This is a genomic window from Kribbella antibiotica (genome assembly GCF_004349055.1).
Classification (GTDB): domain Bacteria; phylum Actinomycetota; class Actinomycetes; order Propionibacteriales; family Kribbellaceae; genus Kribbella; species Kribbella antibiotica.
In genome coordinates, this window is sequence record NZ_SMKX01000152.1 from 1 (window position 1) to 21283 (window position 21283).

General features: G+C 67.1%; 19 protein-coding genes. 12 read left to right on the forward strand and 7 right to left on the reverse strand.

What is annotated here, in order from left to right:
• Positions 1–98: 98 nt before the first annotated feature.
• On the reverse strand, positions 99–2093 hold the full coding sequence (locus E1263_RS34555; RefSeq protein ID WP_202869195.1) for a cellulase family glycosylhydrolase: 1995 nt from the start codon (positions 2091–2093) through the stop codon (positions 99–101).
• Positions 2094–2340: 247 nt separating this feature from the next.
• Between E1263_RS34555 and E1263_RS34560 the strand changes: the two genes are divergently transcribed.
• The gene (locus E1263_RS34560) at positions 2341–4965 is read left to right on the forward strand and encodes a glycoside hydrolase family 9 protein (protein ID WP_202869196.1); all 2625 of its coding nucleotides are present in this window, start codon (positions 2341–2343) and stop codon (positions 4963–4965) included.
• Between the two features lie 13 nt (positions 4966–4978).
• Here the strand turns inward: E1263_RS34560 and ligA are convergent, their stop codons facing one another.
• The gene (ligA, locus tag E1263_RS34565) at positions 4979–6970 is read right to left on the reverse strand and encodes an NAD-dependent DNA ligase LigA (RefSeq protein ID WP_132175206.1); all 1992 of its coding nucleotides are present in this window, start codon (positions 6968–6970) and stop codon (positions 4979–4981) included.
• A gap of 64 nt (positions 6971–7034) precedes the next feature.
• Here ligA and E1263_RS34570 point away from each other — a divergent pair, with 64 nt between their 5' ends.
• The gene (locus tag E1263_RS34570; RefSeq protein ID WP_202869197.1) at positions 7035–7778 is read left to right on the forward strand and encodes an MBL fold metallo-hydrolase; all 744 of its coding nucleotides are present in this window, start codon (positions 7035–7037) and stop codon (positions 7776–7778) included.
• On the opposite strand, the gene zwf is transcribed toward E1263_RS34570, so the two are convergent.
• A complete protein-coding gene (gene zwf, locus E1263_RS34575) occupies positions 7775–9271 on the reverse strand; it encodes a glucose-6-phosphate dehydrogenase (RefSeq protein WP_132175210.1) in 1497 nt (498 codons plus the stop codon). The two genes, E1263_RS34570 and zwf, sit on opposite strands and share 4 nt — an antisense overlap.
• Before the next feature lie 82 nt (positions 9272–9353).
• Here zwf and E1263_RS34580 point away from each other — a divergent pair, with 82 nt between their 5' ends.
• Both E1263_RS34580 and E1263_RS34585 read left to right on the forward strand, forming a co-directional pair.
• Complete coding sequence (locus E1263_RS34580) at positions 9354–9671, forward strand: YciI family protein (protein ID WP_132175212.1); 318 nt, start codon at positions 9354–9356, stop codon at positions 9669–9671.
• Positions 9668–10858 carry an RNA polymerase sigma factor gene (locus E1263_RS34585; protein ID WP_132175214.1) on the forward strand — a complete coding sequence of 397 codons (1191 nt, stop codon included), beginning with the start codon at positions 9668–9670 and terminating at the stop codon, positions 10856–10858. The genes E1263_RS34580 and E1263_RS34585 overlap by 4 nt, the downstream gene beginning before the upstream one ends.
• 61 nt (positions 10859–10919) lie before the next feature.
• Here E1263_RS34585 and E1263_RS34590 read toward each other — a convergent pair whose 3' ends face one another.
• Positions 10920–12506 carry a serine hydrolase domain-containing protein gene (locus E1263_RS34590; protein ID WP_202869198.1) on the reverse strand — a complete coding sequence of 529 codons (1587 nt, stop codon included), beginning with the start codon at positions 12504–12506 and terminating at the stop codon, positions 10920–10922.
• Between the two features lie 76 nt (positions 12507–12582).
• Here E1263_RS34590 and E1263_RS34595 point away from each other — a divergent pair, with 76 nt between their 5' ends.
• Positions 12583–13131 carry a helix-turn-helix domain-containing protein gene (locus E1263_RS34595; protein WP_132175216.1) on the forward strand — a complete coding sequence of 183 codons (549 nt, stop codon included), beginning with the start codon at positions 12583–12585 and terminating at the stop codon, positions 13129–13131.
• A gap of 30 nt (positions 13132–13161) precedes the next feature.
• Positions 13162–13770, forward strand: coding sequence for a TMEM175 family protein (locus tag E1263_RS34600; protein ID WP_238161812.1), 609 nt, complete (start codon positions 13162–13164; stop codon positions 13768–13770).
• Positions 13771–13810: 40 nt separating this feature from the next.
• Here the strand turns inward: E1263_RS34600 and cobF are convergent, their stop codons facing one another.
• From cobF to E1263_RS34610, 3 genes are all read right to left on the reverse strand, one after another.
• Entirely contained in the window at positions 13811–14563 is a 753-nt protein-coding gene (cobF, locus tag E1263_RS34605; protein ID WP_132175220.1) for a precorrin-6A synthase (deacetylating), read from the reverse strand.
• Positions 14564–14575: 12 nt separating this feature from the next.
• Complete coding sequence (locus E1263_RS42960) at positions 14576–14716, reverse strand: hypothetical protein (protein ID WP_165956849.1); 141 nt, start codon at positions 14714–14716, stop codon at positions 14576–14578.
• 70 nt (positions 14717–14786) lie between these two features.
• Positions 14787–15290, reverse strand: a complete 504-nt coding sequence (locus tag E1263_RS34610) for a DinB family protein (RefSeq protein ID WP_132175222.1) — start codon at positions 15288–15290, stop codon at positions 14787–14789.
• 128 nt (positions 15291–15418) lie between these two features.
• Between E1263_RS34610 and E1263_RS34615 the strand changes: the two genes are divergently transcribed.
• From E1263_RS34615 to E1263_RS34640, 6 genes are all read left to right on the forward strand, one after another.
• Positions 15419–16570 carry an MFS transporter gene (locus E1263_RS34615; protein ID WP_132175224.1) on the forward strand — a complete coding sequence of 384 codons (1152 nt, stop codon included), beginning with the start codon at positions 15419–15421 and terminating at the stop codon, positions 16568–16570.
• 43 nt (positions 16571–16613) lie between these two features.
• A complete protein-coding gene (locus E1263_RS34620; protein ID WP_238161804.1) occupies positions 16614–17678 on the forward strand; it encodes a nitrite/sulfite reductase in 1065 nt (354 codons plus the stop codon).
• The gene (locus E1263_RS34625; RefSeq protein ID WP_132175228.1) at positions 17672–18307 is read left to right on the forward strand and encodes a precorrin-8X methylmutase; all 636 of its coding nucleotides are present in this window, start codon (positions 17672–17674) and stop codon (positions 18305–18307) included. The genes E1263_RS34620 and E1263_RS34625 overlap by 7 nt, the downstream gene beginning before the upstream one ends.
• On the forward strand, positions 18304–19818 hold the full coding sequence (locus E1263_RS34630) for a precorrin-2 C(20)-methyltransferase (protein ID WP_132175230.1): 1515 nt from the start codon (positions 18304–18306) through the stop codon (positions 19816–19818). The genes E1263_RS34625 and E1263_RS34630 overlap by 4 nt, the downstream gene beginning before the upstream one ends.
• 77 nt (positions 19819–19895) lie before the next feature.
• Positions 19896–20489, forward strand: coding sequence for a hypothetical protein (locus E1263_RS34635; RefSeq protein WP_238161806.1), 594 nt, complete (start codon positions 19896–19898; stop codon positions 20487–20489).
• Between the two features lie 38 nt (positions 20490–20527).
• Positions 20528–21283, forward strand: a 756-nt coding sequence (locus E1263_RS34640; protein ID WP_238161808.1) for an FAD-dependent oxidoreductase, incomplete at its 3' end; no start/stop codon positions are given.

The window sequence follows — 21283 nt, forward strand, 5'->3', positions numbered from 1 at the left end:
CGCCCCGGGAGGGCTCCGCCCCCCGGACCCCCTGGGTTGTGGCTGGGGTTCGCTGCCGGGTTGCGGGTGGCCTGTGGTTGGGGGCTTCGCCGCTCGGGTCAGGTCGTCGTACCGGTGACTGTGCTGGCTGTTTTCGTGACGTAGTAGGTGACTTTGGTGCCGCTCCAGTAGTGGAACGTCAACGTCACCCGCGCGTTGTCCCTGACCGCGGTGAAGAAGTCCGGCGTCAGCGTGGTGACTCCGCCTGCGTAGTTGGGAGCGAAGGCGCGGTCGAACTCCTTGTACGACGTCCAGTCGTGGGGACCTGCGTTGGTGCCGTCGTCGTACTTGGCTTCCATCGTCGCCAGCAGGTCGCCGCGGAAGGCGGTCGGAAGGGTGAAGGCACTGGTCGTCCCCGTCGCGTTGCCGAGCACGGGCGCGTCGTACGTGATGAGGTTGATCCGCCAGGCCACGCCTTGGGAGAAGCGGGCCGACAAAATCGCGTTCGTGCCGTACTCCCGGGCCCCGCTCAACCTCGTCAGCAACGCCGCGGTCAGGGTGAGCTGGTCGCCCTGGATCGTGTAATCGGTTCCGCGTGCCAGTTCGGTGGTGCCGTGCCGCAGCCCCACGAACGAGGTGCCATTGAGGTTCAGGGTGATGGTTTTGGCGGTGATCGCGGTCGACTTGGCGCTGAACACCTGATCCGTGGACGCCGTACCGGAGCGGGTGGTCCAGCTCGACTTGAGCTGCGCAATGAGCTCAGGATCGCTCCACTGGAACGAGGTGCGGCCCAGGTGCTGGCCGTTGTCCCAGAGCATCGTGGTCAGCTGCTTGGCCCGCGCGTAGTGGCCCAGGTACTCGAAGAACTTCAGTTTTTCGCCCTGCTGGATGGTGCCGGTGTGGCGGTCGAAGCCGAGCAGGCCGTATTCGCCGAGGATCACCGGGATACCGCGGGCGACGAAGGTGGCGTGGACCCGGTCGAAGGAGTCGGTGAGATCTTTCTGGGCGGTAGCGTCGAAATGGGTGCCGCCGGCAACGTTCACACTGAACGGCCAGTAGCCGTAGTAGTGGACCGTCGCGATCAGGTTGGGGTCGTTGTAGCCCTGGATCGACGTCGCCAGCGCATCCAGCAGCACCTGGTCGGACGACGTATGCAGCGTCGGCAGAACCAGCAGCCGGGTCGCGTTGTTGCCGCCGGAGCGGCGCACGATGTCACGGAACGAGGTGTTCAGCTCATTGAGCAACTGCACCTCCTGCGCCTGGCCGGAGCTGCCAGCGAACTGCGGCTCGTTGACACTCTCGAGAGTCAGCTTGGACCCGAAGGGCTTGAAGGCTTCGGCCAGTTGCGTCCAGACCGCGTTGTACCGGGTCAGTACGCCGTCATGGTCGGTCGGCATGGTGTTGATCCACTGCCACGAATCGTGATGAAGGTTGATCATCACGTAGAGGCCGCGCGCGGTCGCCCAGCCCGCGACCTCCTTGACGCGGTCCAGGTACGCCGCCTCGATCGGATAGCCCGGCGCCGAACCCAGGTGCTGGCTCCACGTCACGGGGATGCGGATGCTCTTGAAGCCCTGCGCCTTCACCTGGTCCAGCAGAGCTTCCGTGACCCGCGGGTTACCCCAGGAGGTCTCGTCGCTGCCGGTGGAATCCAGTGTGTTGCCCAGGTTCCAGCCCGGCTGCATCGCCGCCACCGTGGCCATCGCGTCGGAGCTCGCGCTGCCAGTACACAGAACGCCGTTCAGCTCGAACGAGGTCGGCACCAGGTTCGGCTCCGTCCAGGTGCCGGTGAATCCGAAGGACACCTTCGCGTTCGTGCCGATCCTGGCGTTGTAGCCGGCATCCTTGGCCGTCGCCCGGCTTCCGGAGGTCGTGATGGTCGCGTTCCACGCCTGGGTGGAACGCTGTCCGGACGGCCACGTCCAGACCAACTGCCAGCCGTCGACCGGGGCGCCGAGGTTGGTCACGGCAACGTCGGCGTTGAAGCCGCCCTGCCACTGGCTCGTCACAGAGTACGAGACGCTGCACCCGCTCGCCGTCGGCGCAGCTGTGGCGTCGACCGCCGTCAGGCCGGCGGTGATGGTGGCGACCGCAGCCGCCAGGACGGCGGTCACTCTGACTATGAACGGTTTTCTTGATCGCATGAGGGACCTCGCAGCGTCGGGGCGGACGAAGAATGGGAGCGCTCCCAAGTTTGCCGAACTGTAACCGGCGGACATCCGCCCGTAAACAGCTCATGGCAAACTTCCGCCCCCGCCGCATCCGAAACGTTTAACGCCCTGTGCCAGAGCAGCGCAGATCCCTACGCTCCCGAGGAACCGCCCCTCGGAGGCTCATATGCGAAGTTGCTTCCTGCGAGTGATGACCGCCCTCGCCGTCCTGCTCACCGCCCTGATCAGCCCGCCGCCGCCGACCGCCTCAGCGGCGGCGGCCTTCAACTACGGCGAGGCGTTGCAGAAGGCCATCTGGTTCTACGACGCCCAACGCTCCGGCAAGTTGCCGGCGAACAATCGCGTCAATTGGCGCGCCGACTCGGCGCTGCAGGACGGCAGCGATGCCGGGCTCGATCTGACCGGCGGGTTCTACGACGCGGGCGACCACGTCAAGTTCGGGCTGCCGTTCGCGTTCAGTATGTCGATGCTGGCCTGGGGTGCGGTGGAGAACCGCGACGCGTACGTGGGCTCCGGCCAGCTCGATCCCCTGCTGGCGAACCTGCGCTGGGGCACCGACTGGATCATTAAGGCGCATCCGTCCCCGAACGTGGTCTATGGCCAGGTCGGCGCCGGCGACCCCGACCACGCCTGGTGGGGTTCCGCGGAAGTGATGCCGATGGCGCGTCCGTCGTACAAGGTGGATCCGTCGTGTCCCGGCTCGGACCTCGCCGGTGAGTACGCCGCCACGATGGCCTCGGCCTCGATGGTGTTCAAGAACTCCGACCCTGCGTACGCGGCGACTCTGGTGACGCACGCGAAGCAGCTCTACAGTTTCGCGGACACCTATCGCGGCAAGTACAGCGACTGCATCACCGACGCGGCCAAGTTCTACAACTCCTGGAGCGGCTATCAGGACGAGCTGGTCTGGGGCGCGATCTGGCTGTACCGCGCCACCGGTGACGCGGTCTACCTGACGAAGGCCAAGGCGGAGTACCAGAAGCTCTCGACCGAGTCGCAGACGTCCGAGCGGTCGTACCGGTGGACGATCGCCTGGGACGACAAGGCCTACGGCGCCTATGTGTTGATGGCCCGACTGACCGGTGAGCAGGCGTACGTCACCGACGCCAACAGGTGGCTGGACTACTGGACGACCGGCTACAACGGCAGCAGAGTCCGCTACTCCCCCGGCGGTCAGGCAGTGCTCGACACCTGGGGATCGCTGCGCTACTCGGCCAACACCGCGTTCGTCGCCTTGGTGTACTCCGACTGGCTCGCCACTCGGGACAGTGCACGCGCCAGGACTTATCACGACTTCGGTGCGCGGCAGATCGACTACGCACTCGGCGCCAACCCCCGCAACTCCAGCTATCTCATAGGCTTCGGCGCCAACCCACCACGCAACCCGCATCACCGCACCGCGCACGGATCCTGGAGCGACAGCATTCAGGAGCCGGCCATCAGCAGGCACACCCTGTACGGCGCTCTGGTCGGCGGCCCGAAGAGCAATGACGATGCATACGTCGACAGCCGCAGCGACTACGTGATGAACGAGGTCGCACTGGACTACAACGCCGGTTTCACCAGCGCACTGGCTCGGCTGTACCAGGAGTACGGCGGAAATCCCGTGGCGAACTTCCCAGCGGCGGAAACCCCGGACGGCCCCGAGCTGACAGTGCAGGCGTCGCTGAGCCAGTCGGGCGCACAGTTCAGTGAGATCAAGGCATTCGTGCTCAACAAGAGCGCCTGGCCCGCACGGACGTTCAGCGGAGCACTGCGCTACTACTTCACGCTGGATGGCACCACTACCCCCAGCCAGATCAGTGTGACCACCAACTACAACCAGTGCGGTACGGCGAGCGCTCCGATCCAGCACAGCGGTTCGACGTACTACGTGGAGATCCCCTGCACTGGCGTGAGCCCGGCCGGGCAGTCGGCGTTCCGCAAGGAGGTCCAGTTCCGCATCACCAGCTCGGGCACATGGGACCCGACCAACGACTGGTCCGCCGTCGGCCTAGGTACCGGCAACGCGGTCGCGCAGACAGACCGGATCGTGCTGCGCCAGGGCAGCAAGGTGGTCTGGGGTGTCGAGCCGAGCGGCACAGTCGACAGTGTGCCGCCGAGCACGCCCACTCAGCTCACAGCGTCGGCAGTGACCGGCAGTAGCGTCGTACTGAGCTGGGCCGCATCCACCGACAACGTGGGTGTGAGCGGCTACGACGTCCTCGCCGGCGCAACTGTCGTCGGCTCCACCACCACAACGAGCCGGCAGGTCACCGGCCTGACACCGGACACCTCGTACACGTTCTCCGTCCGGGCTAAAGATGCCTCCGGCAACCTATCGACCGGCTCCGCCCCAATCACCGTGCACACCACACAGACACCGGCGAGCACCCTGGCCGTGCAGCACAAGGGCTCGTCCGGCGCGACGTCCGGTCAGATCGGCGCAACCCTGCAGGCAACCAATCGCGGTACGACGAGTGTGGCCCTGTCCACCGTGTCGCTGCGGTACTGGTTCACCGGCGACGCTCCTTCGCCCACCTACCAGGTGTGGTGCGACTGGGCGCAGGTCGGCTGCGCCAATGTCGCAGCCAGGGTCGTCAAGCTGAGTACGCCCCGCACCGGGGCGGACGCCTACCTGGAGGTCACCTTCACCGCAGGCAGCCTCGCCCCCGGCGCAACCACCGGCGACCTGCAGTTCCGCGTGGCGAAGTCCGACTGGTCTGCCTTCAATCAGCTTGATGACCACAGCTACCGCGTCAGCAGCACCCTCACCGACTTCGACCGTGTCACCGGCTACTCCAACGGCACCCTCAGCTGGGGCGTCGAGCCCTGACAGATACCGACCGCTAGGCGACGCCGGCGTCGAGGAGCTGTTTCCAGATCTCGGATTGGTCGACGACCTCGACTTCGAGTTTTTCGGCCTTGGTGATCTTGGCGGCCCCGACGTCGGCGCCGGTGATGAGGTAGTCGGTACTGGCCGACACAGATGAGGCGATGGTGGCACCGGCTCGCTCACAGAGGCGTTGGAAGGCTGGGCGGCCTACTTTTTCGCCGGTGCGAGGGTCGGAGATGGAGCCAGTGACTACTACGGTTTTGCCGGCCAAGGGGGCGCCAGCTGCGACTACAGGTGGGAGGTCTTCGTCGCGGACGTCCAGGGAGACGCCCGCCGCGCGGAGGCGGTCGAGCTCTGGCTGTAGGCGGTTGAGGTGTTCGATGAGGGAGGAGGCAACCTTGGCGCCGATGTCGTCGACAGCCACCAGGCCTTCTTCGCCTGCTTCCATAACGGCTTCCAGGGAAGGGAATCCAGCCCGGCAGAGACGGGCGGCGGTGCCTTCTGAAGCCATCGGGATGGCTAGACCGATGAGGGCTCGACGGAGGCCTACCTGCTTGCTGGTTTCGATGGAGTCGATCATGCGGGTGGCGGAGACTTCGCCGACGCGGTCGAACTCGAGTAGGCGCTCTTTGGTGAGGGAGTAGAAGTCCGAGGGGTTTTCGAGATCGCCGGATTCGGCCAGGCGTTCGATCCAGACGCCACCGATCGCGTCGATGTCTGCTGCCGCGCGGGACGCCCAGTGGATGAGGCGGCGGACTGTCTGGGCTGGGCAGCCGGTGTAGGTGCAGAAGAGCTCGCGGCTGTTGCCCTGCTCGGTCAGCGGTTCTTCGCAAGACGGGCAGTGCGTGGGCGGCACGATGTCCTGCTCCGCGCCGGTACGACGGGATGCGTCGAGCACCCCGGCCACGAACGGAATGACGTCACCGGCTCGGCGGACCAGGACGGTGTCGCCGATCTTGATCCCGCGGGCCTTGATGACTTCCTGGTTGGCCAGGGTCGCGCGGGTGACTGTGGTGCCGCCGACGAAGACTGGCTCGAGCCAAGCGACCGGGGCGATTTTGCCGGTCTTGCCGACATCCCAGCGAACCTCAAGCAGGATCGTCGTCTTCTCCTCGGCCGCGAACTTGAACGCGAGCGCGCCACGCGGCGAGTTGGAGCGGGTCCCGGCCGCGGCATACGCGTCTCGATCGGCAAGCCGCAGTACGGCGCCGTCCAGGTCGTAGTCGAGTTCGTTGCGCTGCTGCTCGATGCCGGTGATCACTTCCTGGGCCGAGGCGGCGTCGGAGCAGTGCTTCATGTCGGCGGCGGTGAAGCCGAGTGTCTTGAGCCCGCGCTCCAGATCGGCCTCGGTGCTGTCCGGATCGGTCTGCAGGTCGAAGGCGAGGAACTGGAGCCGCCGCTCGGACACGGTGGCTGGGTCTTTCGCCCGCAGGGTGCCGGCCGCCGCGTTGCGCGGGTTGATGAGCGGCTTGTCGGGATGCGCTGCGTTGTAGGCCACGAAGGTCGACCTCAGCATCACCGCCTCACCCCGCACCTCGACGCGCCCCGGTGCGTCGATCTGATGCGGTACGCCGTCAGTCAGCGCTCGCACCAGCGGCGTCACGTCGTCACCCGTGGTGCCGTCGCCTCGGGTGATCGCGCGGGCGAATCGGCCGTCCTCGTAGACAAGAGCGAGTGACAGCCCGTCCAGCTTCGGCATCACCACGACCGGTTGCCCGGGGAACCTGCTGAAGAACGCCTCGACCTGCTCGGGTTTCGTCGACTTCTCCAGCGACAGCATCGGGCGCGAGTGCCGGATCGGGGCGTGCAGCACGGTCGGCGCGCCCACCTGATCCAGCGGGTTCGGCTCCGGTGTCAGCTCCGGGTTCGCGGCGATCAGGCTGCGCAGCTCGTCCTCGATCGCGTCGTAGTCCGCGTCCGCGACCACGGGCGAGCCCTGGTAGTACGCGTCGCGCAGCTCGACGATCCGGCCGGCCAGCTCCTGAATCCGTTCCTCAACGTTCACGGCACGGGACGTTACCGGTCGCCGGGGACAATTTCGTACCATCAGGCCCCGTACCATCATGCGCGTGAATTACAGCGGCGTGGTGGAAGCAGCGGACAACGTCTTCTTCGTCCAGGGATCTGCCGTCAACTGGGTGATCCTGCGCGACGGCTCGGACCTGACACTGATCGACGGTGGCTACCCCGGGGACGCCGACGCCGTGGAGGCATCGGTCCGAGCGATCGGCGGCCGCCCCGAAGACGTGCGAGCCATCCTGATCACGCACGCGCACGCTGACCACATGGGTGCCATCGGCCCCTTCCACACCCGCTACGGCACACCGACGTACGCGGATCCGGCCGAGGTCGGCCACGCGCACCGGGACTACCTGGATCAGCTGACACCGGCCAAGCTGGTCAAGAACCTCTGGCGGCCCGGTGTGCTCCCCTGGGCAGTCGGGATCATCCGGAACGGCGCTCTGCAGGACGTGACGGCTCCACATGTCCAGGCGTTCCCAACGGACGGTGCGCTTGACCTACCGGGCAAGCCCATCCCCGTGCCGACTCACGGTCACACTGCGGGCCACACCGCGTACTACGTGCCGTCAGCCGGCGTGGTGATCACAGGCGACGCTCTGGTCACCGGGCACAAGATCGTGTCGGCCACTGGTCCGCAGCTGATCCCGCCGCTGTTCCAGCACGGCGATCCGGCCAACCTGCTCACCGCGCTGAAGCCGCTTGTAGATCTGGACGGCGACGTCGTACTGCCCGGCCACGGCGGACTGCATCGCGGTCCGATCCGCGAGGCAGTCGCCGCGGTACACGCTTAGTCCTTGGGCTTGTGCTCGCGCCACTCGCGCTCGAACGGCAGCCGCCAGGCGCGCGGCGCGATGAGCTGGTGAATGGCGTTCGGGCCCCAGGTGCCGGGCTGGTACGTCTTGACCGCCGGCGGATCTTCCAGCAGGTGTGCGGACCGCTCCCAGAGTGACTCGATGCCCTCGGCTGTCGTGAAGAGCGTGTGGTCGCCCCGCATGGCGTCCAGGATCAGCCGCTCGTAGGCCTCCAGGACGTCACCGGCGCTCTTGGTCTCCTGCGTCGAGAACTGCATCGACAGCTTCTCCAGCCGCATCCCCGGCCCGGGCCGCTTGCCGTAGAACGACAGCGAGACCCGGGACGAATCGGCCAGGTCGAAGGTCAGGTGGTCCGGGCCCTCGGCGCCGAAACCGGTCGGGAACATCGTCTTCGGCGCCTCCTTGAAGGCGATCGAGATGATCCGCTGTCCCTGCGCCATCCGCTTGCCCGTCCGCAGGAAGAACGGCACGCCGGCCCAGCGCCAGTTGTCGATCTCGACCCTCAGCGCGATGAAGGTCTCGGTGTCGGAGTCCGGCGCGACCCCGTCCTCGTTGCGGTAGCCGGAGTACTGGCCGCGGACGACGTCGACCGCCTGGATCGGCAGCATCGACCGGAAGACCTTGTTCTTCTCCTCCGAGATCGCCCGCGGCTCCAGGGCGGTCGGCGGCTCCATCGCGACGAACGACATCACCTGCATCAGGTGCGTGACGACCATGTCCTTGAACGCGCCGGTCGGCTCGTAGAAGGTGGCGCGCTGGTCGAGCCCGAGCTCCTCGGGGATGTCGATCTGCACGTGGTCGATGTGGTTGCGGTTCCAGATCGGCTCGAACAGCCCGTTGGCGAACCGGAAGGCGAGGATGTTCAGCGCCGCCTCCTTGCCCAGGAAGTGGTCGATCCGGAAGACCTGCGACTCGTCGAAGGTCTCGTGGACGAAGTCGTTCAGCTTGATGGCGCTGGCCAGGTCGTCACCGAACGGCTTCTCCATCACCACCCGGGCCCGCTCGACCAGTCCGGCGTCACGGAGCATGGCGATCACTGCCTGGGCTGCCTTCGGCGGCACCGACAGGTAGTGCAGGCGGCGGGCATCCGGGCCGAGCAGCTCCTCCGCCCGGTTCACTGCCTCGGCCAGTGGCCCTGGACCGGCCAAGACCGGCACGTAGTCCAGCCGGCCGGCGAACTGCGCCCACTCGTCGTCACTCATCCGGTGCGTCCCGTACGTCTCCACCGCCTGGCGGGCGCGCTCGCGGAACTCGTCCGCGGTCAGGTCCTCGGTGGCCGAGCCGATGATGCGCACGTCGGGGGCGAACTTGGACTGCTGCAGGTACGCCAGACCGGGCAGGAGCTTGCGTTTGGCGAGGTCACCGGTGGCACCGAACAGCACGATGACATGCGGTGCCAGCGGCTCTTCGTCTCGTCGAGACGGCCGCGATCCGGGCGCCGGGTACGCGATGGTCTGGGTACGGTCAGGCATAGACGCAGTGTAGGTCGCGTCTGTTTCCGATCAGGTGGTTCGTCGGTGAACTGTTAGTACGTCGAGAACTCGGAGGACGACTGTGAAGTACCTGCTGATGATCGCCGGTGACGAGAGCGCCGCGGAGCACGCCAACGACGGCTGTGGCGGCTGGTCGGAGGAGATGGAGGCGCGGGGTGTCATCACCGGCGGAGCCGGGCTGCGGCCGCCCACCGAGGCGACCACTGTGCGAGTCCGGGACCACGAGCTGCTGCTGACCGACGGTCCGTTCGCGGAGACCAAGGAACAGATCGGTGGCTTCGTGCTGATCGACTGTGCCGACCTGGACGAGGCGATCGAGATCGCTGCCAAGCACCCGGCGGCCGGCTACGGCACGATCGAGATCCGTCCGGTGCTTTGACGTACGCCGAGGTCTTCCGGGCGGAGTGGGGACAGGTGGTCGCCACGCTGATCCGGATGACCGGGGACTGGGAGCTGGCCGAGGAGTGCGCCCAAGAGGCGTGTGCCGCGGCTCTCGAGCGCTGGCCACGCGACGGCGTACCGGACAAGCCGGGTGCCTGGTTGACCACCACTGCGCGCAACCGCGCGATCGACTGGCTGCGCCGCGAAGCAGTCGGTACGGCGAAGCTGCAGGAGGTGGCGGCCATGGCGTACGAACCCGAGAAGCCGGCGTACGACGTGCCGGACGATCGGCTGCGATTGATGTTCACCTGCTGCCACCCGGCGTTGGCGATGGAGGCCCGGGTCGCACTGACGCTGCGGACACTGGCAGGGCTCAGTACGGCGGAAATCGCGCGCGCGTTCCTCGTCGGTGAGCCCACTATGTCCAAGCGGCTCACGCGGGCGAAGCAGAAGATCCAGTACGCCGGAATTCCGTACCGCGTGCCACCGGCGCATCTCCTGCCCGAGCGGACTCCTGCCGTACTCGCGGTGCTCTACCTGCTCTTCAACGAGGGGTACTCCGATGTCGCCCGCAGCACTCTGACTGAGGAGGGCATTCGGCTAGCCAGACTGCTCGTTCAGCTCATGCCAGACGAGCCAGAGGCGGCCGGACTCCTTGCGCTGATGCTCTTACACGACTCCCGGCGAGAGACACGCCTCTCCCCCGACGGTGTCCTCGTGACGCTCGACGAACAAGACCGGACGAGCTGGAACGGTGAGCTGATCGCTGAGGCCGAAGACCTACTCGACCGCACTCTGCAGCGACGCGCTCCGGGGCCGTACCAGGTGCAGGCCGCAATAGCTGCATGTCATGCGACCGCCCGGACCGCAGCCGACACAGACTGGCCGCAGATCGCAGGCCTCTACGCACAGCTTCCCCAGACCCCGGTTGTCGCTCTCAATCGCGCAGTAGCAATCGGTATGGCGGACGGACCGGCTGTCGGACTCACACTGGTCGATCAGCTCGCGGCTGGGTCCCTCGTCGGCTACCACCTGCTCCCGGCCGCGCGGGCCGACTTCCTACGTCGACTCGACCGCCGTACCGATGCAGCCGCGGCGTACCAAGAGGCTGCCGAGTTGGCCACGACGGAGGCCGACCGGAGATACCTGGAGAAGCGACTGGCCGAGCTGTCTGTCCGGAGCTGACCACCCGTGGCAGGTGCCGGTGAGGTTGTCACCGGCACCGCTCAGGACCTGCTGTTGCTGGTCAGCGGACGGGACGCGTCAGTTCGGCGAGACTCGTGAGCTGACGACCCGCAGCGCTCCGGCCGGCCGCGGTCTGCCGGCGGAACAGGCGGCCGCCCAACCGGAGGAAGGCGGGTTTGCCGTCCGGTCCCGGGACGAAGTTGGCGCGGGTGTGTTCCGGTGTGCCGTCGAGCCCGAGCATTTGCACGTAGTCCCGACGGTAGAAGCCGAGGCGGAGGGCCGGCTGCCCATCAGCCGAGCCTAGAAGCTGCCCCTGGTCAGCCTTCAGGTCGAGACCGAACGAGCTCTCCACGCCGTCCATACCGACCTGGCTGGCAACGTAGGTGCCCTCGTACGACGCCAACTGGTTCGGCGGCAGCGGACGCAGTACGGCGGGCAGGTTGTGGACGCCGGCCAGCTCGGCCAGTGCCCAGTCGCCGCCGAACAGCTCTGCCGTCAACGCCGGACCACTCTCGGAGTTCGTCAGCACGGTGAGGGCGAAGTCGCGTTTCGGCACCATGAGGAAGCCGGAGTGCTGGCCGCTCCAGTCACCACCGTGCTGGATCACCTTCGGGCCCTCTGCGGTCGGACGGATCATCCAGCCGACGCCGACGCCGTCTATCTCGACGAACAGCGTGCCGCCCGGTCCGGGGTTGGACTGCATGGCCACTCGGGTCCGGTCGCGCAGCAACCGCGGGAATCCGTGGTGGCCGAGCTGGAACCGCGCATAGCGCAACTGGTCCTGCGCACTGGAGATCAGACCGCCGAACGAGTGCAGGCTGCGTGGCATCGCGTCGAACGACGGCTCGACGACCGGCTTCCCGTCGACGATGTTGTGCGACGCAGCAACGCTGAAGCCGCCCAGCTCGCTGCGGAAGAACCGGCTGTGTGCCAGACCGAGCGGGTCGATCAGCATCTGCCGGGTGGCTGTCTCGTACGGCTTCCGGGTGACGGCCTCGATGATCCGGCCGGCGACACCGATGGCTGCGTTGTTGTACGAGAACACCTCGCCCAGTGGCGTCAGCTGCGGTGCCGCCGACAGCCCTGCGACGTACCGGGCCAGTGCATCGTCGCCGTCACCGGTGTCGAGGAAGGTGTCGCCTCGCCAGCCGGCGGAGTGGTTCAGCAGTTGCCGCACAGTGACCCGAGGGCCGACAGTGGGATCGGCTGTGGCGAAGTCGGGCAGGTACGTCCGAACCGGCCGGTCCAGGTTCACGAGGCCGCGCTCAACCAGCTGCATGATCACCGTGGCGGTGAAGGTCTTGCTGGTGGAGCCGATCCGGAAGACCGTGTCCGCGGTCACCGGGGACGGGTTGTCGACGCTGGTGACGCCGAAACCGCGCGCGTACTCCCGGCCGCGGTACCAGACGCCCAGACCGACACCAGGGATCGCGTACTTCGCCATCCCGGCCTCGACCTTGTCGAACAGCCGCCCGACCGGTGCAGGCGTCGTACGGGATGGTTTTGTCGCGACGGGAGCGGTGGGGGCGGCGATGGCTGGAGAGGCAGCCAGAGCGCTGGCCGGTACGGCGACGGCTGCGGCGGCAAGCATGGTGCGCCGCGAGATCCCCGGGCGGTTCGGACTATCGGGCTGCTGGTGGTCGGACACGGCAGTCTCCTCGGTCGTAGGCGATTGATTCCACTAAGAGTATTATTTCCACACTTGGAATCAATAGGGGCAAACCATGACTGAACCCTCACCGTCGCGGGCCACCCCGCTGGCCGACCTCCTGCTGCACCCGATCCGCTGGCGCATCATCCAGCGGGTGCTCGGCCGCGAGGTGACCACCACCGACCTCAGACAGGACCTGCCCGACGTCCCGGCGACCACGCTCTACCGCCACGTGGCCGCGCTGATCGACGGCGGCGTACTGACGGTCGTCCGCGAGCGGCGGATCCGGGGCGCCGTGGAGCGGACGCTGACCGTCGACCAGTCCTCCGATGTCGCCCACATCGAGGAGGACGAGGCCCGCGCGATGACACCGGACCAGCACCGGCGCGCCCTCTTGCTGGTGCTCACCCAGCTCACCGCCGACTACGACCGGGTCGTCGAGCGCGGATACCTCGACAGCCGGCGCGAGCAGTTCGGCTACAACCAGATGTCGCTCTACGTCGACAGCGACGACCTGGACACCCTCCGCCGGGGGTTGCAGGCCCTGGTGGAGCCCTACCTCCGCGCCGCGCCCGGCAAGGACCGCATCACCTTGTCGACGGTCTCCCTGCCGGACACGTGATCCGCAGTCAGTAGGGTGTCGGCCGTGAGTATGACGAGGAATCCGGATCGGTTGGTCCTGTTCACGGACGCTGTCGTGGCGATCGCGGTCACCTTGCTGGTGCTGCCACTGGTCGAGGTGGTCACCGAGTCCAGGGCCGAGGGCCTGACCGCGCTCGAGGTGATCACCGACCACCGGGCCCAGATCTACTCGTTCCTGCTCAGCTTCGTGGTGATTTCGAGCTTCTGGCTCAATCACCACCGGGTGTTCGAGCACGTCCGCGCCTACACCCCGCTGCTGATTCGCATCAACCTGCTGTGGCTGCTGGCGATCGTGCTCCTGCCGTTCCCGACGGAGATCGTCGGCAGCTACCCGAGCACCCAGTTCACCGCCGGGATCTACACCGGGACGATTCTCGCCCTCAGCGCCTGCCAAACGGCGATGACCTGGCTGATCCAGGGCCATCCCCAACTGGAGAATGCGGAGGACCCGATCAGCCGTCGCGAGCTCAACAACTCCTTCCTGCTGACCGGGCTGACGCTGATCGCCTTCCTGCTGGCGGCCTTCGTCCCGGGCATCACCTTCTACGCCATGCTGCTGCTCCTGCTCTCACCAGTCCTGATGCGCATCTGGGACCGGCTGGGCAAGCGCGCTAGCTAAGGCCCGCCCAGAACGCGCAGTGGTGCTCAGCACCTTTGGTCTACTGGCGGCGCAAAAGGTAGGTGTCCATGATCCAGCCCTTGCGCTCGCGGGCCTCGGCGCGCACCTTCTCGATCTCCGCTGCGACCTCACGGACCGGACCGGCGATCAGCAGCTCATCCGGCGTACCGAGATAGGCACCCCAGTAGATGGTCGCGTCCTGATCGAGGTGTGCGGTGAACGAGGTGCGCGCATCGAGCATCACCACCACGTCGTCCACACCCTCCGGCCACTTCTTGGCCAGCCGGCGCCCGGTGGTGATCTGCACCGGCCGCCCTACCTGGTTGAGCGGAATGCGGTGCCGCGCGGCCAGTGTGGACACACTGCTGATGCCGGGGATCACCTCGATCTCGAACGACAGGTCACCGCGGTCCAGGATGTCGTCGAGGATGGCCAGCGTGCTGTCGTAGAGCGACGGGTCGCCCCACACCAGGAACGCGCCTACCTGGTCCGCACCGAGGTTCGCTGCAATCAGCTCCGCGCACACATCGGCCCGGCGGCGGCGCCAGTCGTCGACAGCCTCGACGTACGCCGCAGTGGAGCGGTCACGCTCGGGGTCCCGGCCGATGACGACCTGGTACTCCTTGCCAGTCGCATGCCGCTGCAGGATCTCGGTGCGCAAGTCGACCAACTCCTGCTTGACGTCGCCCTTGTCCAGCACGAAGAACACGTCGACCCGGTTCAGCGCCGCCACCGCCTGCAGCGTGAGCTGCTCCGGATCACCTGCTCCGATACCGATGACCACGATCTCCATGCGGGCATTAGATCATCCGGTCCGCTGCCTGCCACGTCGTACCGGCTGTGCATCGACCGGCTTGGCGAGCTGGCCGTCGGTGAGACTCTCCAGCGCCTCGACGAACGCCGTACGGCGATCTGCGGGCAGCGCGGCCAGGGTTTCGCGGTGCACGCGGTCGACGATCGCCTGCAGGAATGGCCATGATTCCAGATTATCTGCTGTCAGATGATCTCGATCCGGATCACTCCCCTTTGCCGCCGTCGATCAGCTCGCGGACGATGTCCAGGTGGCCGAGGTGCCGGGCGGACTCCTGGAGCACGTCAGCCACGAACCGCCCGATTCGGATCGGCCCGTGGTGGCCGGTCACGAACGCTGACCAGTCGACCGCTGCCAGCGTCTGCTGGGACAGCTCCCACTCCGCGTCGTACGCCGCAACGACTCCGGCGATTGTCTCGTCCGGGCCGACGCGGAACTCGTAGTCGTGGTCGTCGGACCGCCACAGCGAGGGCAGGTCATGACCGCCGATGGTGCGCTGGATGTGCTGCCGCTGGACGGCGGTCAGGTGCTTCACCAGGCCGAGCGGGTTCATCACCGGCGAGGTCGGGAGCGGCGTCGCCCGCGCCTGCTCCTCGGTCAGACCGTCCAGTTTGTTCACCACAGTGCTGTGGACGAACTGGAAGTACCCAACCACGGACTGCTGCAACGTCAGGTCGTCATCCGGCCAGGGCCGCTCTCTCAGTGCCATGCATTCAAGCCTCCCAGCCCGCACCGACAAGTCTTGGTGATGGCGAGAAAGCGACGAGCACGTCAGATCCCGCCGCAGTGTCGCAAATCCGCCGGTCCGGCGGGCGGGCGGCCGGTTTGCTGGATGCCATGACCATCGAACTGACCCGTACGCCGGCCACGCATCGGCTCGGGGTCGCCGCGCTGACGCTGGGAATCTTCACCATCGTCACCACCGAGATCCTGCCGGTTGGTCTGCTCACCCCGATCGGCGCGGAGTTCGGTCTGACCGCCGGCCGCACGGGCTGGCTGATGACCATGCCCGGTCTGGTCGCCGCAGTCGCCGCGCCAGTCATCACCGTGACCACCTCCCGCGTCGACCGTCGGCTGATGCTCTGCGCGCTGATGGCGTTGCTCGCGGCGGCTGGGTTCCTGGCGGCGGCCGCACCGTCGTACTGGCTTGAGCTGGTGGCCCGCTTCCTCGTCGGGCTGACCATCGGCGGCTTCTGGTCGATCGGCGCCGGACTGGCCCAACGACTCGTCCCTGCAGAGTGGACTGCCCGAGCGACCGCAGTGATCTTCTCCGCGGTTCCGCTTGGCACGGTGCTCGGCGTACCGGCCGGGACCTTCTTCGGAGAGCTGCTCGGCTGGCGTACGTCGTTTGCTGCGCTCGGTGTGCTGTCCCTGGTCGTGATGGTGATTCTCTACCTGGCAGTGCCTCCGCTACCGCCGCTGGAGGTGACTCGGCTGCCCGTACTGCGCGCTGCGCTCCTCCGCAGCCACAGGGCGTTGCTGGCCACCTGCCTGATCGTGATCGGCCACTTCGCGGCGTACACCTATGTCACGCCCTTCCTGCACTCGGAACACACCAGCGTGCTCCTGCTCGTGTACGGCGTTGCCGGACTGGCCGGCAACCTCGTCGCAGGTACGACGGCAGCCCGCAACCTCCGGCTGACCTTCGCCACCTGCGCCGGTCTGATGGCTGTTGCGATGCTGCTCCTGCCTCTCTTCGGGCACACGACGCTGGGAGCCGTTGTTCTGCTGGTGGTGTGGGGACTCGGCTACGGCGGTGTGCCCGTCTGCACGATGAGCATGTTCGCGGCGGCGGCTCCGCGGTCCCGCGAGGCCGCGACTGTGCTGTTCACCTCGTCATTCCAGGCCGTGCTATCGCTGGGTGCGCTGGTGGGTGGGGTGGTCGTGGACGCCTGGTCGGCCTCCAGCGCGATGGTCGTGGGTGGCGTGTGCGCTGCGATCACCGTGGGAGTCGTGACGTGGTTCAGAGCACAGGCGACCGACACGTAGCATCGCGGGTGTGGTGAGGACTTCAGCTGACAGGTGCCCGGGTGTGCTGGCAGTGCACCAAGCGGCTGACGGCGGTCTCGCCCGGATCCGCGTGCCCGGTGGATTGCTGAGCGTCACGCAGCTCGACGTACTGCGCTCTGCGTCGCTGGACCTCGGCGACGGGCGCCTTGAGCTCACGTCGCGCGGAAACCTCCAGATCCGCGCCCTGCGACCGGACGGGCCGCAGGAGCTGTCGGACCGCCTCTACCGGGCCGGGCTGCTCCCGTCACTGACGCATGAGCGGGTCCGTAACATCCTCGTCTCCCCTCTGTCCGGTCTCGACGGCCGGTACGACGTACTGCCGCTGGCTAGCGCCTTGGACCGGGCGCTGTGTGCGCATCCGGGACTGGCTGAGCTGCCAGGGCGGTTCCTGTTCGCGCTGGATGACGGGCGCGGAGACTTGGTGGACTCCGGAGCCGATGTCCTGGTCCAAGCCGTTGACTCCCGTACGGCGCTACTAAGCCTTGGTACGCGCGGTGTGCGCCTCGACTGGGGCGAGGTGGTCGAGGTGATGCTGGCCGCCGCCGCTGCGTTCCTGGAGGTTCGGGACGCGGCCGAGTGGCGGATCGCTGAGGTTGTCGATGGTGAGCGGCGCATCTTCGCGCAGCTCGGGCTGGAGCCGACTGATGAGCCTTTGGTGACCGGAGTGCCGGTTGAGGCTGGTGTGCATGGGTCTGCTCGCGTAGTGACCGTCCCGCTGGGCAGTCTGACTTCCGGGCAAGCTGCCGTCCTGGCGGAGCTTGCCGAGTGGATTCGGGTGACGCCATGGCGTTCGGTCGTGCTACCTGCGGTCGCCAGTGCGCCATTAGAGGCAGTCGGGTTGATCACAACACCGGACTCCGCGTGGAGCGGTGTGACAGCGTGTGCGGGGCAACCGGGATGTGCGAAGGCACTGGCGGATGTGCGCAGTGACGCCTGGCAGGTCATGCCTCGGCTGGTGCGGGACGGACGCCGGGTCCATTGGTCCGGTTGCGAACGCCGCTGCGGGAAGCCGGCAGGTGTCTTTGTCGACATACTTGCTGTTGGCAACGGGTATCTGGTCGACGGTGAGTTTAGGGAGACGTGGTGAGCGGGTTCGAGTACGTGCAGGACGGCGCGGAGATCTACCGGCGGTCGTTCGCAACGATCCGGTCCGAGGCTTCCCTGGACCACCTGCCTGCCGACGTGTCCCAGGTCGCGGTCCGGATGATCCACGCGTGCGGGATGACCGATCTGGTGGCAGACCTGGCCTGGTCGCCCAATGTGGTCAAGAACGCGCGCACCGCACTTCAGAACGGCGCACCGATCCTGTGTGACGCGCAGATGGTCGCTGCGGGCATCACTCGACGACGGCTGCCAGCCGACAACGAGGTCATCTGCACATTGAGCGCACCTGGTGTGCCGGAGCTCGCTGCGAAGTTGCAGACGACGCGCAGTGCGGCCGCGGTAGACCTGTGGACCGAGCACCTGGCCGGTGCGGTCGTTGCGGTGGGCAACGCACCCACCACGTTGTTCCGGCTCCTTGAGGTGATCGCTGCGGGCGGTCCGCGACCGGCCGCCGTACTGGGGATTCCGGTCGGGTTCATCGGTGCTGCCGAGTCCAAAGAGGCGTTGGCGGCCAACACACTCGGCCTGGAGTACCTGGTCGTGCGGGGGCGCCGTGGTGGCAGTGCGATCACCGCCGCTGCTGTGAATGCGATTGCGAGTGAGGAAGAGTGACCGGACAGCTGTGGGGTGTAGGACTCGGACCGGGTGACCCGGAACTGGTCACGGTGAAGGCTGCGCGGCTGATCGGCGCTGCGGACGTGATCGCGTTCCACAGTGCGCGGCATGGGCGCAGCATCGCGCGCTCCGTGGCTGCGCCGTACCTGCGGGACGGTCAGATCGAGGAACACCTGGTCTATCCGCTCACCACCGAGACCACTGACCACCCTGGTGGCTATCAGGGCGCCATGGACGAGTTCTACGCCGAGTGCGCCGCCCGGCTCGCTGCTCATCTCGATGCGGGCCGCGATGTCGTCGTACTGGCTGAAGGGGATCCGCTGTTCTACGGGTCCTACATGCACATGCACAAGCGGCTGGCTGACCGGTACCCGTGTGAGGTGGTTCCAGGGGTGACATCGGTGAGCGCGGCGGCCGCCGTACTGGGTCGGCCGTTGTGTGAGCGCGATGAGGTTCTCACTGTGCTGCCGGGGACGCTGCCGCCGGATGTGCTGGCGGAGCGGCTGCGGAACACGGATGCGGCTGCAGTGATGAAGCTGGGCCGCACTTTTGGCAACGTCCGTGAGGCTTTTGAGCTGGCTGGGCGTGCTGACGAGGCCTGGTACGTCGAACGCGCCACCACCTCGGAGCAGCGGATCGCACCGCTGTCAGAGGTCGATCCGGACGCGGTTCCTTACTTCTCACTGGCGCTGCTGCCCAGTCCGATCAACAACACCAGCTTCAGCGCACCGGCGGTGCAGACTGCGCGCGAAGGCTCGGTCACGGTGGTTGGGCTCGGTCCGGCTGGTCCGGAGTGGATGACGCCGGAGGTACGCGCCGCGATTGCCGGGGCGGACGACCTGATCGGCTACGGCCCGTACGTCGACCGGCTGCCGGACCGCGCGCGGCAACGCAAGCATGGGTCCGACAACCGGGTGGAGTCGGAGCGAGCTGCGTTTGCGTTGGACCTTGCACGCAAGGGTTCTGCGGTGGTCGTGGTGTCGTCCGGTGACCCCGGCGTGTTCGCGATGGCCAGTGCGGTCACGGAGGTCGCTTCCGAACCGGAGTACGCGGACATCGCCGTACAGGTGTTGCCTGGGATGACTGCGGCGCAGGCGGTTGCCAGCCGGGTCGGTGCGCCGTTGGGACACGACTATTGCGTGCTGTCGCTGTCGGACCGGCTCAAGCCGTGGGAGGTCATCGCACAACGTCTGACCGCCGCTGCGGCTGCGGATCTGGCAATCGCGATCTACAACCCTGCTTCGAAGTCCCGCACCTGGCAGGTCGCCGCAACGCGAGACCTGCTGCTGGAACACCGTTCCGCCGACACACCGGTGGTGGTGGGTCGTAACGTCGGCGGGTCTGCTGAGACCGTCACCGTGACGACGCTGGGCTCGCTGGACCCGGACACTGTCGACATGCGGTGCCTGTTGCTCATCGGCTCGTCCCAGACCCGGACGGTCTCCCGGCCGGCCGGGCCGCTGGTGTTCACACCACGCCGCTACCCAGGTAACTCAGAGCCAGGTTAAGTCTGGGGCGCTACCGTGTCAGGTCGCTCACGCACGGGTACCGGTGACATGAAGCTCGCCTGTGAGGAGAACCGACGATGAGTAACGTGACCACCGTCCCGGACCAGCCAGTGGTCGCCGCGGACCGCCCGCCGGCGGCCGACGCAGCCCTGCTGGTCTATCGCGGGTTCAAGTTCGGCGCAGCCTTCTTCGGCTGGCTGATCGCAATCGCCATGTCGGTCCTGCTGTCCGCTGCGGTCTCCGCCGTGGCCCTGCTGACCGCTGAGATCCTGGACTACGGCCGCGGCGACGCCGAGGCCGCACCAGCCGCCGCAGGACTCACCGCCTCCGTCATGGCGATCGTGGTGATCGCAGTGGCCTTCTACAGCGGCGGGTACGTCGCCGGCCGACTGGCCCGCTTCGACGGCGCGCGCAACGGATTCGGCGTGTGGATGGTGGCAGTCCTGGTCGCCGTCCTCGCCGCAGGTGCCGGAGCACTGCTGAACAGCCAGTACGACTGGCTGAGTGACCTGCAGCGTCCAGACGTCGCCCTGTCCAACGGGACACTGGCCACCGGCGGTGTGATCGCCGCAGTCGCACTGATCGTCGTGACACTGCTCGCCGCAGTCATCGGCGGCAAGACCGGCCAGCGCTACCACGAGAAGATCGATCGCCTCATCGCTGACGAGTAGTCGGGAAGATCAACCCTCCGGCCGGCGTTGTGACTCATGTGCATCAGCTAGTGGTCATCGGCGCCGGCCAGGCAGGGTTGTCGGCCGCGTATCACCTCGTGCGGATGGGATTCACGCCGTACGAGGAGGTCGTCGTACTGGATCGCAATCCGTCGCCAGGCGGTGCGTGGCAGCACCGGTGGGACTCGCTGACCATGCACGACGTGCACGGGATCGCGAACCTGCCGGGTGCTCCGGTGCCTGACAGCGTTGGGCCGGAGCGAGCGAACGAGTTCGTGCCGTCGTATTTCGCGTCGTACGAGAAGCGGTTCGGGCTGCCGGTCGTGCGGCCGGTGGTGGTGGAAAGCGTGCAGCGGGTTCCCGGCGGATTCGAGGTCCTGACCGACCAGTCGACGTACCGGACTGCAGCGCTGGTGAACGCGACGGGGACGTGGAACCGGCCGTTCATCCCGTGGTACCCGGGGATCGAGACCTTCCAAGGCCGCCAGCTGCATACTGCCGACTACCGCGGTGCGGCGGAGCTAGCCGGCCAACAGGTGCTCGTGATCGGCGGCGGCGCGTCCGCCGTACAGCTCCTTGCCGAGATCTCTGCAGTAGCCAGCACCACCTGGGTCACCCGCCGCCCACCGGAGTGGCGCACCGGTGAAGAGTTCGGCCCCGAGCTAGGCCGCCAGGTCGTCGCCAAGGTCGAAGAACGCGTCCGCGCCGGCCTCCCACCCCGTAGCGTCGTCAGCGTCACCGGCCTCCACCTCCGCCCCCAAGAACAACCCGCCTGGGACCGCGGCGTCTACACC

Coding starts and splice junctions, on each gene's coding strand:
- E1263_RS34560 (WP_202869196.1), top strand. CDS start 2,341: ATGACCGCCCTCGCCGTCCTGCTCACCGCCCTGATCAGCCCGCCGCCG.
- zwf (WP_132175210.1), bottom strand. CDS start 9,271: ATGCCTGACCGTACCCAGACCATCGCGTACCCGGCGCCCGGATCGCGG.
- E1263_RS34595 (WP_132175216.1), top strand. CDS start 12,583: ATGACTGAACCCTCACCGTCGCGGGCCACCCCGCTGGCCGACCTCCTG.
- E1263_RS34600 (WP_238161812.1), top strand. CDS start 13,162: ATGACGAGGAATCCGGATCGGTTGGTCCTGTTCACGGACGCTGTCGTG.
- cobF (WP_132175220.1), bottom strand. CDS start 14,563: ATGGAGATCGTGGTCATCGGTATCGGAGCAGGTGATCCGGAGCAGCTC.
- E1263_RS34610 (WP_132175222.1), bottom strand. CDS start 15,290: ATGGCACTGAGAGAGCGGCCCTGGCCGGATGACGACCTGACGTTGCAG.
- E1263_RS34615 (WP_132175224.1), top strand. CDS start 15,419: ATGACCATCGAACTGACCCGTACGCCGGCCACGCATCGGCTCGGGGTC.
- E1263_RS34635 (WP_238161806.1), top strand. CDS start 19,896: ATGAGTAACGTGACCACCGTCCCGGACCAGCCAGTGGTCGCCGCGGAC.